Source organism: Galbibacter sp. BG1 (assembly GCF_013391805.1).
In the GTDB taxonomy this organism is placed as follows: Bacteria; Bacteroidota; Bacteroidia; order Flavobacteriales; family Flavobacteriaceae; genus Galbibacter.
In genome coordinates this window covers 510,558-525,831 of record NZ_CP058364.1, presented here as the reverse complement: position 1 = coordinate 525,831, position 15,274 = coordinate 510,558, and the positions used below count along the sequence as shown (strand labels likewise).

General features: G+C 36.4%; 15 protein-coding genes. 4 read left to right on the top strand and 11 right to left on the bottom strand.

Going from position 1 to position 15,274, the window contains the following annotated elements; genetic code table 11:
* Positions 1 to 92: 92 nt before the first annotated feature.
* Positions 93 to 788 (bottom strand): peptide-methionine (S)-S-oxide reductase MsrA, encoded by a 696-nt coding sequence (gene msrA / locus HX109_RS02285; protein WP_178949600.1) that lies wholly within the window; start codon positions 786 to 788, stop codon positions 93 to 95.
* 62 nt (positions 789 to 850) lie between these two features.
* On the bottom strand, positions 851 to 1,192 hold the full coding sequence (locus HX109_RS02280; RefSeq protein WP_178949599.1) for a DUF6249 domain-containing protein: 342 nt from the start codon (positions 1,190 to 1,192) through the stop codon (positions 851 to 853).
* 127 nt (positions 1,193 to 1,319) lie between these two features.
* Here HX109_RS02280 and HX109_RS02275 point away from each other — a divergent pair, with 127 nt between their 5' ends.
* Both HX109_RS02275 and HX109_RS02270 read left to right on the top strand, forming a co-directional pair.
* On the top strand, positions 1,320 to 1,892 hold the full coding sequence (locus HX109_RS02275) for an RNA polymerase sigma factor (protein WP_178949598.1): 573 nt from the start codon (positions 1,320 to 1,322) through the stop codon (positions 1,890 to 1,892).
* On the top strand, positions 1,889 to 2,269 hold the full coding sequence (locus HX109_RS02270; protein ID WP_178949597.1) for a hypothetical protein: 381 nt from the start codon (positions 1,889 to 1,891) through the stop codon (positions 2,267 to 2,269). The genes HX109_RS02275 and HX109_RS02270 overlap by 4 nt, the downstream gene beginning before the upstream one ends.
* Before the next feature lie 6 nt (positions 2,270 to 2,275).
* On the opposite strand, the gene HX109_RS02265 is transcribed toward HX109_RS02270, so the two are convergent.
* From HX109_RS02265 to HX109_RS02230, 8 genes are all read right to left on the bottom strand, one after another.
* A complete protein-coding gene (locus tag HX109_RS02265; RefSeq protein WP_178949596.1) occupies positions 2,276 to 3,466 on the bottom strand; it encodes a sensor histidine kinase in 1,191 nt (396 codons plus the stop codon).
* Between the two features lie 162 nt (positions 3,467 to 3,628).
* Positions 3,629 to 6,985, bottom strand: a complete 3,357-nt coding sequence (secA, locus tag HX109_RS02260; protein WP_178949595.1) for a preprotein translocase subunit SecA — start codon at positions 6,983 to 6,985, stop codon at positions 3,629 to 3,631.
* Between the two features lie 85 nt (positions 6,986 to 7,070).
* Complete coding sequence (locus HX109_RS02255; RefSeq protein WP_008612884.1) at positions 7,071 to 7,292, bottom strand: DUF2795 domain-containing protein; 222 nt, start codon at positions 7,290 to 7,292, stop codon at positions 7,071 to 7,073.
* A gap of 142 nt (positions 7,293 to 7,434) precedes the next feature.
* Complete coding sequence (locus HX109_RS02250; RefSeq protein ID WP_178949594.1) at positions 7,435 to 8,013, bottom strand: cob(I)yrinic acid a,c-diamide adenosyltransferase; 579 nt, start codon at positions 8,011 to 8,013, stop codon at positions 7,435 to 7,437.
* Positions 8,014 to 8,315: 302 nt separating this feature from the next.
* Positions 8,316 to 8,909, bottom strand: a complete 594-nt coding sequence (locus HX109_RS02245; protein WP_178949593.1) for a hypothetical protein — start codon at positions 8,907 to 8,909, stop codon at positions 8,316 to 8,318.
* A gap of 55 nt (positions 8,910 to 8,964) precedes the next feature.
* Positions 8,965 to 10,833 (bottom strand): ABC-F family ATP-binding cassette domain-containing protein, encoded by a 1,869-nt coding sequence (locus tag HX109_RS02240; RefSeq protein WP_178949592.1) that lies wholly within the window; start codon positions 10,831 to 10,833, stop codon positions 8,965 to 8,967.
* Positions 10,834 to 11,051: 218 nt separating this feature from the next.
* Complete coding sequence (locus HX109_RS02235; RefSeq protein WP_178949591.1) at positions 11,052 to 11,933, bottom strand: NmrA family NAD(P)-binding protein; 882 nt, start codon at positions 11,931 to 11,933, stop codon at positions 11,052 to 11,054.
* Between the two features lie 72 nt (positions 11,934 to 12,005).
* Positions 12,006 to 12,431, bottom strand: a complete 426-nt coding sequence (locus tag HX109_RS02230; RefSeq protein ID WP_255462740.1) for a hypothetical protein — start codon at positions 12,429 to 12,431, stop codon at positions 12,006 to 12,008.
* Positions 12,432 to 12,714: 283 nt separating this feature from the next.
* Between HX109_RS02230 and HX109_RS02225 the strand changes: the two genes are divergently transcribed.
* Complete coding sequence (locus HX109_RS02225) at positions 12,715 to 13,158, top strand: Lrp/AsnC family transcriptional regulator (protein ID WP_178949590.1); 444 nt, start codon at positions 12,715 to 12,717, stop codon at positions 13,156 to 13,158.
* Positions 13,159 to 13,177: 19 nt separating this feature from the next.
* On the opposite strand, the gene HX109_RS02220 is transcribed toward HX109_RS02225, so the two are convergent.
* Positions 13,178 to 13,741, bottom strand: coding sequence for a DUF1543 domain-containing protein (locus HX109_RS02220; RefSeq protein ID WP_178949589.1), 564 nt, complete (start codon positions 13,739 to 13,741; stop codon positions 13,178 to 13,180).
* A gap of 129 nt (positions 13,742 to 13,870) precedes the next feature.
* Here HX109_RS02220 and HX109_RS02215 point away from each other — a divergent pair, with 129 nt between their 5' ends.
* Entirely contained in the window at positions 13,871 to 15,253 is a 1,383-nt protein-coding gene (locus HX109_RS02215; protein WP_178949588.1) for an alpha/beta hydrolase, read from the top strand.
* Positions 15,254 to 15,274 lie beyond the last annotated feature (21 nt).

Genomic DNA, 15,274 nt, shown 5'->3' with positions numbered 1-15,274 from the left:
TTTGCTTGTCATCATGTATTTTCAGTGTATCAAGTTACACTTTAAGCATGTCATCAAACGTCTAGAAGTTAATTAAATTTGGCATTAATAAATTAATGCGCACCTTCTTTTAAAAGCTCTGGATATTTTTCTTGAAATTTCCGTAATCTAGGGACTGAAACATTTCTAACATACGGATTGTTAGGGTTTCTTTTTTCGTAGTCTTGGTGGTAATCTTCAGCTTTCCAAAATTTTTCAAAAGGTTCTACTTGGGTAGCAATAGGTCTGGAATAGATTTTCTTTTCCTCCAACTGTTGTATGTAACGTTCGATAATTTCTTTTTCCTTTTCATTTTTATAAAAAGCGATCGATCGATATTGAGGGCCTACGTCGGGGCCTTGGCGATTGTATTGGGTTGGGTCTTGAGAACCAAAGAAAACCCGCACCAAGGTTTCAAAAGAAACTTCTTTTGGGTCGTAATATACCTTCACACTTTCGGCATGCGATGTTTGCCCGCTTCCCACTTGTTGGTAAGTTGGGTTTTTCTCGGTACCTCCCGCATATCCCGAAACGGCCTCCTTAACACCTTTTACACTTTCGAAAACGGCTTCTACGCACCAAAAGCATCCACTGGCAAAGTAAGCTGTTTCATAGTTGGAAAGATCTTGTTCTGGTTTTTCAAAAGTTGATTTTGCGGTCGCCTCTTCCGTAGCTTTTTCTGAAATCTTTGTTTCTTTCTTGGTGGAAGATTGACAACTAACCGTAAAAAAACACAATAGCAGTAAGGAATTTATCTTTAAAAGTTTCATAATTCTTTTTTTTATTGGTCTTAAGATACCAAAATTCCTTACTGCTACGATGTTAAAAATGCTTAATCCAACTTCTTCGATAGGTAAAAACCTATAAAAAGTCCGACTCCGGCCAAGGTAAAAATAGTTCCAGGAAAGGCTACTTGAAATTCTACATTAAAATTTTTATGCAAAATACCAGCTACAAATATTCCAATACCAATCCCCATTAGTAAAAGTGAAATGTTAAGGACAAGAATTTTCCAAATAGGCGCTGTTTTTCTTTTATGTGTACTGTAAAATATAGAAGCATCGGCTCCTTTTTCTATTAGCGATAAACGTTCTTTATGTCGGGCGGTAACAAATAAATAGATAACCCCAAATAAAGCTCCGAAAATGATTGCAACAACTATAACTCCTTCCATAATTTTGTATTTTTAATTGATTATTTACCAGTATGACGTAAGAAAGTTGCGGCTGGTTACAACAAAATTTAAAAAATTCATGAAATGTTTTGTAACCGAATGTATTCAGCATACGTCTTATGGATAAATGACTAACCAACAGGACAAATTATATAGGGAGCGCGTATTGAAAGGGGATGTAGATGCCTTTTCCTATTTTGTGGATACGTACCAAAACTTGGCGTTTACTATTGCGCTGCGTATTACCAATAATAGGGAAGAGGCCGAGGATACGGTGCAGGAGGCTTTTTTAAAATGCTTTCATTCCTTACATAGCTTTAAAGGCGATTCAAAGTTCTCCACTTGGTTTTACAGGATTGTATATCGTAAGGCTCTGGATAAGGTACGCAAGAATTCCCGACAGGTTTTTACTGAAGAAATATCTGAAGTGGATTACCAATTAATTGATGAGGTCGACGATGCACTGGAAATACTGGACAAAAAAGAAAAGAAAATAATTTTGAATAAAGCGATACAAAAGCTTCACCCTGAAGAGCAAACAATTATAAGTTTGTATTATTTTGAAGACTTGGCCATAAAAGAAATAGCCACCGTAATTGGTATAAGCGAGAGTAATATAAAAATAAAGCTGTTTCGCGCACGTAAACAGTTGTTTGCATTGTTGCAAGGAGATTTAAAACTGATAAATCGAACAGAATGAGCAGTAAAGAAGAAAAAAAGTTAGACGATTTTATTAGAAAATCCATTCAGGAAGCTGGATTGGAAAAACCGAATCCTTTGATGAAGCAGCAGGTTATGCAAATGGTAAAAAAGCAATCTCAAACCAATCGCATTAAAGCGCTCGTTCCCGTGAAAACGAAAATAATTTTAGCGGCCATAGTTGTGTTTTGTATTTTAGGGATATTTTTTGCTCCCGAAAATCAGCTGTCTACTCCTTTGTTTACTAAAATTTCAAATTACCTTCAGCAAATCGATTTAGAAGTTCCTAAAACATTTATGTATGGGATTTTGGCGCTCGGGGCATTTATAATCCTACAAATACCTATCCTAAAAAAGCATATTGATAATAACTATTAATGGAGGTTAGATTTCTTTGAATTTAATAAGGTAGGTAACACCTTGGGATTTTTCGGGTTTTACGAGAGTTCCCCGCAGCTGTCTGGTAAGGTTATTAATTAGTTTAAGTCCCATGGAAGATTTTTTACCCTCAATCTCGTCGGTGTTAAAGCCAACACCATTATCCCTTAAGGTCAATAAGTAGAATTCTGGGTCTGGTTTTTCGATGCTAATGGAAATGATGCCTTCTTCCATGTCTTTAAAAGCATGTTTAAGGGAATTGGTAGTAAACTCACTTATTAATAGACCCAATGGGATGGCTGTTTCTATGTTGAATTTTATTTCTGAAGAAATATCTGTTTTTAAGGTGATCTTTTTATCCCGTTTAAGCGATTTTAATAAAAATTTTCCAAGTTGCTGTACATAATCGCAGTATTCTATTTTGGAAAGATCTTCTTTGGCATAGAGCATTTCGTGAACAATGGCCATAGAAAGAACACGGTTATGACTACTCACAAGAATACGCTGGGTTTCTTCGTTATCGGTATTTCTGGCCTGCATGTTCAACAAACTTGAAATTGTTTGAAGGTTGTTTTTAACCCGGTGATGAATTTCCTTAAGAAGAATTTCGTTTTCCTGACTTTTCTTTTCTATTTCCCATTTTGAGATGTACAGCCGGTCGTAGTTTCTCAATAGAATTCTTCCAAAAATGGCCCCCAGTAAATAAATGCTAAAGAGAATGGCAAACATGCTAAAAGTATCCCTGGAATTATAGGGTACCACGTTGGTAAAGGAAAAGTTTAGCTGATCTTGAAAATATACCGCTAAAATGAAGAGGATGATAAGAAATAAACTAAACCTACCGTAGTTTCTGGTGGAAATATAACCGCCAAAAACAACAAGGGACATTACATACAAAAATGGACTGGTAATCCCGCCACTGTATAGTGTGATAATGCCTGCGCAAATGATGGAGGTTACAGAAGTAATTAAATACGTGCAAACCAGGTTTTTATGCTTGTAATAGAAAAAGGTATTTAACAGCACAATCACGCCATAGGAGACGAGTACAAAAGGTATGATTTTGGTAATATCGAGAATGAAATAGCAGACAGGAGCTATGCAAATCATCAAAATTGAAGAAATATAATTTGCACTTAATATTAAGTGTTCTTTTTCTTTAAACCTTTCTGAAACTTGCCTCTGTTTTTGATTCATTCAAATAAAATATAGAAACCAACCTTTCCTTTTTAATTTTTGTAGGCATTTATAGGGGATAGAAAGGCGTCACTTCTCAAGCTTCTAAGATATCTATTTTTTCCAAAAAAAAAAGCGATAGAAAGAAGTCTTTCTATCGCTTTTTAAAAAATTTGTTAAAGGTTACTCTTCAACCAAAACCCATTCCCCTTTAGAAAGTAAGGGTTCTGCTTGTTTGAACTTAACAGTTTTATTCTCTCCAGACATTACATTTTTAATGGTAACACGGTCGTTTCTACCTATTTTAGGTCGATCCCGAACGATAGTTTCCGTAACTTGTGGTCTTTGCTGCGTCTGTCCGGCAGCTCTATTTTGAGCGGCGAGCTCATCGCTATTCGGAATTTCTTCTTTGGAAGTTTTATAGTTTTCTTTCTTTTTGGTCTCCCTAGCTTCCTGAATGTTGGAAGTGTCCTCCGTAGGAAGTTCTCCTTTGTATAAGAACGAAATCACTTCCCGGTTTACTTTATCAATCATTGTTTTAAAGAGCTCAAAAGCTTCAAACTTATAGATAAGTAATGGGTCTTTTTGTTCGTGTACCGCTAGTTGAACAGATTGCTTTAACTCATCCATTTTTCTTAAATGCGTTTTCCAAGCATCGTCAATTATGGCCAGGGTAATATTTTTTTCAAAATCGGTAATAAGTTTTTTACCTTCAGATTCGTAAGCCTCTTTTAGGTTGGTAACCACTTTTAGGGTTTTAATACCATCTGTAAACGGAACCACAATACGCTCGAACTTATTGCTTTCGTTCTCGTAAACATTTTTAATTACTTGAAAAGCAGTTTTGGCATTGCGCTCTATCTTGTCTTGATAGTAATTCAATGCATTTTTATAAACCACTTCAGTAATTTCCCTTGGTGATTTTTTCTTAAACTCTTCTTCGTTGAAAGGTGCTGTAATGGAGAAGAATTTAATGAGTTCAAACTCAAAATTCTTATAGTCATTGGCTACCTTGTTATTTTCTACAATGGCTTCGCAGGTATCGAACACCATATTTGCAATATCAAGTTTAAGGCGTTCCCCTTCCAAAGCATGTCTTCTTCTTTTGTAAACTACCTCACGTTGGGCGTTCATTACATCGTCGTACTCCAACAAACGCTTACGCACTCCAAAGTTGTTTTCTTCTACTTTTTTCTGCGCCCGTTCTATAGATTTTGTCATCATGGAATGCTGGATCACTTCTCCGTCTTCAAGTCCCATTCTGTCCATCATTTTAGCCACTCTTTCCGATCCGAAGAGACGCATTAAGTTATCTTCTAAGGAAACGTAGAATTGAGAACTTCCAGGGTCTCCCTGTCTACCGGCACGACCTCTTAGCTGTCTATCCACACGACGTGAATCGTGACGCTCGGTGCCAATAATTGCCAAACCACCGGCTTCTTTTACTGCTTTTGTCAACTTAATATCCGTACCACGTCCTGCCATATTGGTAGCAATGGTTACCACTCCAGGATTACCAGCTTCTGCAACGATATCTGCCTCTTTTTTGTGCATTTTGGCATTTAAAACGTTATGCTGTATCTTTTTCATGGAAAGCATTTTCGATAACAACTCCGATATCTCTACGGAAGTAGTACCAACCAATACTGGGCGACCTTTTTCCACAAGCTGTACAATATCGTTAATTACGGCATTGTATTTCTCTCTTTTGGTTTTATAGATAAGGTCTTGTTTATCTTGTCTGGCAATCGGTCGATTGGTAGGAATTTCCATCACATCCAATTCGTAGATTTCCCAGAATTCTCCAGCTTCCGTAATGGCAGTACCTGTCATACCCGCAAGCTTATTATACATTCTAAAGTAGTTTTGGAGCGTAACGGTCGCAAAGGTTTGTGTAGCTGCTTCAATCTTTACATTCTCTTTGGCTTCGATTGCTTGGTGGAGTCCGTCGGAGTAACGACGACCGTCCATAATACGTCCCGTTTGCTCATCTACAATCATTACCTTGTTTTCCATTACCACATATTCCACATCTTTTTCAAAAAGGGTATAAGCCTTTAACAGCTGATTCATGGTATGGATACGCTCGCTCTTTATAGAGAAATCTTTAAAAAGATCTTCCTTAAGTTCGGCTTCTTCTTCAGGAGCAAGTCCTTTATTTTCTATTTGGGCTATTTCTGTTCCAATATCTGGCATAACAAAAAAGTCAGGATCGGTATCTCCAGACAAGTATTCAATACCTCTATCGGTAAGCTCAATTTGATTGTTCTTTTCATCAATAACAAACCAAAGTGCCTCATCTACTATTGGCATTTCCCGGTTGTTATCTTGCATGTAATGATTTTCTGTTTTTTGAAGCAATTGCTTTATACCCTCTTCACTTAAAAACTTAATAAGTGCTTTATTTTTGGGCAAACCACGGTGTACTCTTAATAATTGAAAAGCACCTTCTTTGGTATTTCCTTCAGCAATCAATTTTTTAGCTTCTGCTAAAACACCTGTAAGGTATTGGCGTTGTTTGGAAACGATATCACTTACCTTAGGTTTTAGTTCGTTAAACTCATGTCGATCCCCTTGCGGAACCGGCCCGGAAATTATTAAGGGCGTACGTGCGTCATCCACTAAAACAGAATCGACCTCATCTACGATAGCGAAGTTGTGCGGGCGTTGCACTAAATCCTCAGGAGTATGAGACATGTTATCGCGCAGGTAATCAAAACCAAATTCGTTATTGGTTCCGTAGGTAATATCCGCTAAATAAGCATTTCTACGGCCAGTGGATCCCGGTTGATGATTATCGATACAGTCTATGGAAAGCCCATGAAATTCAAATAAAGGCCCCATCCAAGCGCTATCCCTACGTGCTAAGTAATTGTTAACAGTTACAAGGTGTACTCCTTCTCCGGTAAGTGCGTTTAGGTAAACCGGTAGGGTTGCTACCAATGTTTTACCTTCTCCAGTTTGCATTTCGGCAATTTTACCTTGGTGAAGGGCGATCCCTCCAATAAGCTGTACATCGTAATGTATCATATCCCAGGTTACTTCTTTTCCGGCAGCATCCCATGAGTTGCTCCAAACAGCTTTATCGTCTTCTAGAGTAACATAATCTTTTTTACCAGAGATTTCACGATCGAAGGTAGAAGCAGTAACAGTAATAGTTTCATTGTTAGCGAAACGTTTTGCAGTTTCTTTAACCACCGCAAAGGCTTCGGGCAGTATTTCGTTAAGTGTGTTTTCTGAGGCTTCTTGGGCCTTTTCCTTTAACGCGTCTATTTCAGTATAGATATCTTCATTTCTGTCAATATCGTTGGAAGCTTCTGCCTCGGCTTTTAATTCTGCTATTTTTTCATCGAAAGAAGCTCTGGAAGCTTTTATCTTATCTTTAAACTCTTGTGTTTTAGATCGAAGTTCGTCGTTGGAGAATTGCGACATCTTATCTTCTAAAGACTTAATTTGGTCTACAATGGGTTGTAAAGCCTTTACATCTTTCTTCGCCTTATCTCCTACAAAAACTTTTAAAACTGAATCGAGTAAACTCATGTCTGTATGTGTATTTATATATCAAAATTAAGCAAAAAAAAAGCCTCGACAGAGACTTTTTTGCTTTATAATGTTAATGTGTTTGTTAATATTCATCCTCATTCCAGAGGTAATCTTCCTCTGTAGGGTAATCCGGCCAAATCTCTTCAATAGATTCATACATATCGCCTTCGTCTTCCATTGCCTGCAGGTTTTCTACCACCTCTAGCGGAGCGCCGGTTCTAATAGCATAGTCAATTAATTCATCTTTTGTTGCGGGCCAAGGCGCATCGTCTAAATAGGATGCTAATTCTAAAGTCCAATACATCTGCTATAGATTTTAATTTTGTGCAAAAATAAATTTTTAAAGTAAAAAGTCAAGTAAAATTTATATTATTTACATATTATTTCTAAGAACGTAGTTTTTAGGGCGTTATATTGATTAATACTCAATAAAATTGCGCAATTAACTAAGAATTTCCTTTGTTTGGAATCCATTTTACCTCATCCGCCTCTAGCTCAGAAGTCAACTTCCGTGCCAATACAAACAGATAATCCGATAAACGGTTCAAATAATTAAGTACAAGTTCGTCAAACGGTTCATTTTCATGCAAATAAGTAGCTTTTCGCTCCGCTCTCCGGCAAATGGTTCTCGCTATGTGACAATATGACACGGTAGTGTGGCCTCCGGGAAGCACAAAATGTGTCATTTGAGGTAACTCTGCATCCATATGGTCAATCTCATTTTCAAGATAATTAATATCCGAAATGCTTATCGATGGGATGTCTAGTCTTTTTTTGCCGTTTTTTAGAAACTCTTTTTCCGGTGGGGTGGCTAAAATTGCCCCTACGGTAAATAACCTATCCTGTACTTCAATCAATACCTTTTTATAGGTGTTATGAATGTTTTGATCTCGAATAAGTCCTATCCAGGAATTCAGTTCGTCTACAGTTCCATAGGCTTCAATCCTTATATGATGCTTCGGAACCCTTTGTCCGCCATACAATGCTGTAGTTCCTTTATCTCCGGTTTTTGTGTAAATTTTCAATTTATAATGCTGTTTTTTGCTGAAAATTAATTAAAGATTGCAATGCAATTTATTTTTCTTTCCTTTTGGAAGTATAACGATCTTCAAACCTATTGTTGCGACGGTCTTTTAGCTTCCTCATATTTCGTTTGTTATTTAACCAAACGAATATAAAAAGAACTGCCAAGATAACGATCCATATTATATGAGTTTCCATTTAACTTAACTGTTGCTTAATTTTATTAGGGTCGTGGAATAGTTTTTAATTGACTTTTTACATTAAAAAGATAGGGCTTTCCTATCCGTTAACTTAAAATAGTAAATTAAATTCGAATACGAAAATCTTCTTTCACTTGTTCGTTTCTACGGAATAAAAACCCGATGTCGTACAGATCGATGCTGATATTAAAACCTTTGTGCTCTTTTAAGAAAAGCCATGCTTTCTGCTTTTCAGCATCTTCTATAATGGCATCAACAACCAATAGGTTGAAAGAGTTGCTTTGCTTTAAAATTTCCTCAGGGCTATTTTCTTTTAAAGAAAAATAAACGGTTTTATCCTCTCGGAAGAGATTATCGTGGGCTTTTATAAAGTTTTCGTCATTAAAATAGCTAAAGGTGCGATTTAAAATTTTTTGCTTTCTTTTGGAAAAATTGTTGTGTTTTTTCCAAGCGGATAGTAAGCTGTTTTCGGGAAACGATTTTCTTTTATAAAGTCCGTTTACCAAATAGCTGTATATAAAAGGGGAGTGTACCCCATGCTGGTTCGTGGCTTTGAACAGATATTTTATGTAATTAAAAGGTTTCAGGTTTTTGGGTTTTTGGTTTTTTCTGAAAATTTCCAAGGGAATATTGCCAACCGCTTCAAGGAAGATCACCACTTGCCTGTCCGAAAAGGCAGGCGCTCGGCTACGACTCACTAACGAAGACGATATAGCTATTTCCCACTGAACGTCGCCAAGTAAACATTGATTTCTAGCCCTCTTCCATTTTCATGGAAAGTTCAAACCATGCCTCCGTTTTTTCTTCAATGGCATCTATAATCTCCTGCAGCTTTATAGATTGTTTATCTATGTCTTCTCCTTCAAGCTCTCCGGTAGCAAAAACAGCTTCTGCTTCTTTTTTCTTTTCTTCTAGCTTTTTTATATCCCGTTCAAGTTTTTTGTATTCTTTTTGCTCTTCATAGCTCAAACCGGAATTTGCATCTTTCTTCCACGTTTTTTTAGAACTGTCTTCTGGAGTCGCTTTTGTTTCTTTTTCCGGTTCGCTGCTTTCATAAGCACGGTAATCGGTATAGTTCCCTGGGAAATCTTCTATTTCTGCATTACCTTTAAAAACAAAAAGATGGTCAACTATTTTATCCATAAAATAGCGATCGTGGGAAACCACCAAAAGGCAGCCTGGGAAATCCAACAAAAATTCTTCTAAAACATTGAGCGTAACAATGTCTAAATCGTTGGTAGGCTCATCTAGGATTAGAAAATTTGGATTTTGTATAAGTACCGTACATAAATAAAGCCTCTTTAATTCGCCCCCGCTAAGTTTTTCTACGTAATCGTATTGCTTTTTTCGATCGAAAAGAAATCGTTCCAATAACTGCGCCGCCGATATTTGTCTTCCTTTGGTAAGCGGTATAAATTCGCCGTATTCCTTTATAATGTCGATTACTTTTTGAGCTGGTTTAGGGTTGATTCCGCTCTGGGTATAATATCCAAATTTTACGGTTTCTCCAATAACTACCTTACCTCCATCTGGAGCTATATTTCCAGTTAGAATATTTAAAAAAGTAGACTTTCCCGTACCGTTCTTCCCAATAATACCAATGCGTTCCCCTTTTTTAAATGTATACTCATACTTGTCTAATATTTTCTTGTCTTGAAAACTTTTTGAAACGTTATGAAATTCTACAATTTTGCTTCCCAATCGCTCCATGTTGATTTCCAGCTGAACTTTATGATCTTGCCTCCGCTGATGGGCTTTTTCCTTTATTTTGTAGAAATCATCTATCCGGGATTTCGATTTGGTGGTACGGGCTTTTGGTTGGCGCCGCATCCAATCTAATTCTTTGGTAAAAAGATTTTTTGCTTTATCTACGGAAGCTTGCTCGGCCTGAATCCTAGCTTCTTTCTTCTCTAAGTAGTACGAATAATTACCCTTGTATTGATACAGCTTGCCGTGATCCAATTCTATGATTTCGTTGCAAACACGCTCTAGAAAATACCGATCGTGGGTTACCATAAAAAGCGTGATGTTTTCCTTTGCAAAATACTGCTCCAACCATTCAATCATCTCCAGGTCAAGGTGGTTGGTAGGTTCATCTAAAATTAATAGATCTGGCGTGTTCAGGAGAATAGTTGCCAGTGCTAACCTTTTCTTCTGTCCACCAGATAAGTTTTTTACTTTCAGGTTGAGATCTTCCAGTTTTAACTGAAAAAGAATTTGTTTGTATTGTGTCTCAAAATCCCAAGCATTTTTAATATCCATCTGTTCGAAAGCTTTTTGGTAGGCCTCCGTATCATCTGGGTTTTCCAGTGCTTTTTCGTAATTTTGAATGGTTTTTAAAACATTATTATCAGAAGCAAAAATAGTTTCTTCAATAGTAAGGTTCGCATCCAAATCGGGTTCTTGCGCCAAGAAGGAGATTCTAATACCATTTCTCGAAATAACCTGTCCGCTATCTGGTGTATCCTTTCCCGTTATAATATTCAGTAAGGAAGTTTTTCCAGTACCATTTTTAGCTATGAATGCTATTTTTTGATCTTTATTGATTCCGAAGGAAATGTCGGTATAAAGAACGCGTTCGCCGTATGATTTGGCTATATTTTCTACTGATAAGTAATTCACAAAAACATTTTTTGCAAATTAAAGCAATTTCAAGTTTGCAAGCGATAAAATTAGAAATTAGTGCGAATCTTTTATTTTAGAAAGTAAGGGTAGAATTTATGGCTTCAGCTTTGAAGTTTTTGTTTCACTTTTTACATTACAGGATGAGAGCTGCCTTTAGTTTCTAATAGCTCTTTTCTATACTAAAACCATGTAGCCCCAACCGTTGGTACCGTTACTTAAGTTTTCTTACCAATGAATATCTGCTGCTCCCTTTTTATAAACTCCTCTAAAGATGTAGGCTCTTTTCCTGTTAGGTTTTGATATTCGTTCGATAGGTTTGGTGTTTTTTGAAAACGTGGCAGGAAATGCAACAATAGCATTACCAAGGTAAACTCCCTGGAGAGTCCTTCTTTCCTTTTTACGATGTAAAAGGAGATGGGGTTGATGCTTCGGTAAGTTATTTGTTCCCCAACAATTGTACTCATGAGTTCGGTAACTTCATAAAAGTTTTTATGTTCTGTGCCTGTTATTTCAAGAGCCTTATTTTTGTAATCATCAAAATTTTTAATGGCTAAAGCAATGGTTTCACCAATGTTTTTTACATCTACCCACGTAAATTTTGCGTTGCCTGCCGGTAAGGTAATTTGCCTTTTTGCTTTAATTTCGGGGAGCAAGGTGGTGGTTAAATTTTGCATAAAATAACTGGGGCGTATAAAGATATATTCAAATCCCAGTTTTAAAATGAGTTTTTCAATTTTGTAATGCGGAATCATTTTACTTTTTTCTGCTCCTTGCACCGATAAAAAAACAATTTTATGAATCCCGTTCAGTTTTGCAGCTTCTAAAAGCGGCTTAAAATACGTATCAACGTCTGCAATTTGAGGAGGACGCAAGAGGAATAATATTTCAACCCCTTCTAAAGCACTTCGGAAGGTGTTTGGTTCTGCAAAATCGAAATTTCTGTATTGAAGAGTTGGAATATGGTAAAATTTTTCCTTTGCGGAATCTAAATGGCGTACCCCTAGTGTAAGATCGAGTTTTAAGTTTAATTCACTTAAATAAAAAACAACTTCGCTACCAATATTACCCGTAGCTCCCGTAACAAGCACTCTTTTCATTATAAACCTCTTATCTTTACCAATGCAATAGTAAGATAAGGATTAAAATAAAGATCATAAAAATGTAAACGATTAATTTTTGCTGTGTATGCTAACGGCCCATTTGCTTTGTAGGTGCCCAAATTTCTTGATCTCTGTTCTCAGCAAATGTAAAAACTCTTTTCCTTTCCCGCTTTTAAGCTCTAATTTCTCACAATATTGAATTAACGCAGCGGTAGTCTGCTCTAGCGAAGAGAGAGATGCCAGTTTTACGTTTAAGTCTGGTGAGGTTTCTGCCATCGCTATTTTAGGTGCCAACCCTAGAGAAGTCATAATTAATTTATCAGAATAGATGTCTTTTTGATTCTGGGATTTGTGAAGTTCTAGAACAGAGGTGTCTCCCCTTAAATATTCAACAATTTGCCTACTCAATTTAAAGATATGGATGGCTTTTTTGTAAACCGGTAATTTGGTTACGTTACGCCTGCGATAACTATGTCGTAAATAACTATTCTTCACAAGATACTTTTTATAAATCTGTACAAATAGGCGTTTGTAATTTTGTGATTACTTCGCCCGTAACTGCACGTGCCGACATCTAAAATGTTATTCCAAAATTACAGCAGAAAATAAAAACATTTATGTATTAAATAAGGTAGAATATAGTTTTTGCCTTAAAAATTAAGGTATTAATGTTAATTTTATTTAATTTGTAATGTATTCAAAAAAGCGACTATTTTTTTATTTGGTGTGTCAAGACAGAATTAAAAAACAGCACTAAGGCTATCGAATTTTAAAGTGTATGAAAATAGATGATTTAAATTGGGCAATTTTAAAGCTTTTACAGCAAAATGCACGTTTTACCAACGCAGAGATTGGGAGGAAAATAGGGTTGTCGTCTCCGGCTGTTGCCGAACGTATTAAAAAACTGGAAGATGTAGGGGTCATTAATGGGTATACGGCAGAAATTAACCATATAGAAACCGGATATCAATTAAAGGCATTTGTAACCTTACGTGCGTTTATGGGAAAATTAAAGCCGTTTTTAGAACAAGTGAAGCAGTTTAAAGAAGTGCTTAATTGTTACCGCATTACTGGAAACGAAAACCTGGTCATGGAGGTAGTTTTGTACGATCAGTTTCATCTCGAAGAATTCATCGATAAATTAATTACCTACGGGGAAGTGCGCACTTCTATCGTACTTTCCAATGTTATTTCCAACAAGCCCATTGGAAAAAATAGATGATTTTAAAGAACTGTATTTGTTACTTTAAATTTGCAATTTTTACATATCCAATATGCAGTTCATCTTCTTGTCCTTGTTCGTTTTTTGAGAAGGAAAGTTGATATTTATTTTTAAAAACACCTGGCAGTATTTCTTCAATATTATAAATATCATCTACGTCTACACCGTATTTGTCGTCTATATGGGATTCTGCCCCTTTAAATCCGCAGTGCTTGTAAAAAGTAGTTGTTTTAGATTGTTTTATAGCCGCTGCCTTTGTTTTGGAAATTGACAGGATTTTATAGTGATACTCCTCAAACTCGTTTTCCTTGTATCCACCGAGGTTAATAAAGAACAGCTGCTCCTCTTTTGATATGTTGTCCGTTCTTTCCACCACCTCGATTTGATAACCATCTACGTGGGTTACTTCCCTCCATGCATCAATGTGTATTTGTCCTTTTGCCTCTGGCCAAAAATCTTTCATCGCTGGAACAAGATCTTTCAGGGAAGCGGCAATTCCGAAGAAAATATCGTGCTGCTCGGTAAATCTACCTTCTGGTTTGCAGCCCAACATTACCATAAATAATTTTAAATTGGGGATCATTTCTTCAACACTTTTCTATTCGGCACAAAGATAAATTTTAAAAAGCATAAAAGGATTCTTTAAAAATCTATTTTTATCAATAAATTTAGATACCGCATTATGGCGGGATTTTTGATTGATAATATTACTATGAAAAAACTATTATTTCTTCTTTTTATGGTTACCGCTGGATTTTCCCAAGAAAAAATTGTTTCTGGGGAGGTTCAGGATTCTATTCCTACCACCAATTCCAAAGATAGTTATGCAATTTACCTACCAAGTAATTACAATACAGAAAAAAAATGGCCTCTAATTATGGTTTTCGATGCTTCTGGTCGCGGTGCTTCGGCGGTGAATATTTTTAAGGAGTCAGCTGAAAAATACGGATATGTGATAGCGGCTTCCAATGGGGTGAAAAACGGTACTTATCAAGAAAACTTAAACATAGCCCGCGTTTTCTATGCCGATGTTTTGGAATCTTATAATATCGATACAAATAGCATGTACGTGGCAGGTTTTTCGGGTGGCGCAAGATTGGCGGTTTCCATAGCCGTCATTTCAAAAAAAATAAAGGGCGTTATTGCTTGTGGCGCTTCTTTTGCAAATAATGAAATGTATACGCCCAAAAAGAATAACTTTCTCTTTGTGGGTATTGTAGGCAATGAAGATTACAATTATCGAGAAATGCAGTTGGCAGAGCAATACCTTGCCAAAAGGAAGTTCGATTCAGAATTATTGATATTTTCTGGCGGGCATGTATGGCCACCTTCGGAATATATTGCCAAGGCAGTGCGTTTAATAACCCTAAAATCGATGACACGCAATATTATCCCCAAGAATGAAATTAAGATAGATTCATTTTTTTCCGAAGACCTCGCCTTCAATCAATCATTAATCAATAAATTGGAAATGTACAGGGCTTATGATGATTTGGAGGCAATGCAGGAAAATTATCGTTTTTATTTTGAAAAAGACACGTTAAAAGAATTGCAAAAAGATGTAAAACGCACAAAAATATATCGAACGCAACGTAACGATCTCGATTTTGTAGACGCGGTGGAGCCGAGATATTATATGGATTACATCAACTTTTTTCCCAAAGATGTAGCTGCGGGTGAATTGGAATCGCTTTCTTATTGGGAGGATGAGGTAATTGCCATTAAAAAGGATTACATAGATTCTACGAGTGTTATGAAACAACGGATGGGACAAAGGATACTTAATTTTATGCGTATTCTTCCTACCGAGCTGGAATCTTCCTATAACGAAAAAGAGCACCTTCAAAATTTATTGTATTTAAACATTTATAAAACCATTGTTTCCCCAAAAGATTACGATGCTTATGTATCGGTTTTAAAATATACGGTGCACCAGGGAGATTACGGGATGGCCTTATTTTACTTGGATAAAATGCTTTCACACGGATTTAAAGATATCGATCTATTAAGGGAACAAGAAGGAATAACGTTGTTACGTATTCAGCCGGAGTACAACGAGCTGTTGGAATCTTATGGATTCGACACTATGTATTAAATTTTGAAAATGTAAAATCCA

Bases quoted from the DNA above. Each gene is read 5' to 3' on its own strand.
- msrA (WP_178949600.1), bottom strand. From the start codon at position 788: ATGAAACTTTTAAAGATAAATTCCTTACTGCTATTGTGTTTTTTTACG.
- HX109_RS02280 (WP_178949599.1), bottom strand. From the start codon at position 1,192: ATGGAAGGAGTTATAGTTGTTGCAATCATTTTCGGAGCTTTATTTGGG.
- HX109_RS02275 (WP_178949598.1), top strand. From the start codon at position 1,320: ATGACTAACCAACAGGACAAATTATATAGGGAGCGCGTATTGAAAGGG.
- HX109_RS02270 (WP_178949597.1), top strand. From the start codon at position 1,889: ATGAGCAGTAAAGAAGAAAAAAAGTTAGACGATTTTATTAGAAAATCC.
- HX109_RS02265 (WP_178949596.1), bottom strand. From the start codon at position 3,466: ATGAATCAAAAACAGAGGCAAGTTTCAGAAAGGTTTAAAGAAAAAGAA.
- secA (WP_178949595.1), bottom strand. From the start codon at position 6,985: ATGAGTTTACTCGATTCAGTTTTAAAAGTTTTTGTAGGAGATAAGGCG.
- HX109_RS02255 (WP_008612884.1), bottom strand. From the start codon at position 7,292: ATGTATTGGACTTTAGAATTAGCATCCTATTTAGACGATGCGCCTTGG.
- HX109_RS02235 (WP_178949591.1), bottom strand. From the start codon at position 11,933: ATGAAAAGAGTGCTTGTTACGGGAGCTACGGGTAATATTGGTAGCGAA.
- HX109_RS02225 (WP_178949590.1), top strand. From the start codon at position 12,715: ATGAAAATAGATGATTTAAATTGGGCAATTTTAAAGCTTTTACAGCAA.
- HX109_RS02220 (WP_178949589.1), bottom strand. From the start codon at position 13,741: ATGATCCCCAATTTAAAATTATTTATGGTAATGTTGGGCTGCAAACCA.
- HX109_RS02215 (WP_178949588.1), top strand. From the start codon at position 13,871: ATGAAAAAACTATTATTTCTTCTTTTTATGGTTACCGCTGGATTTTCC.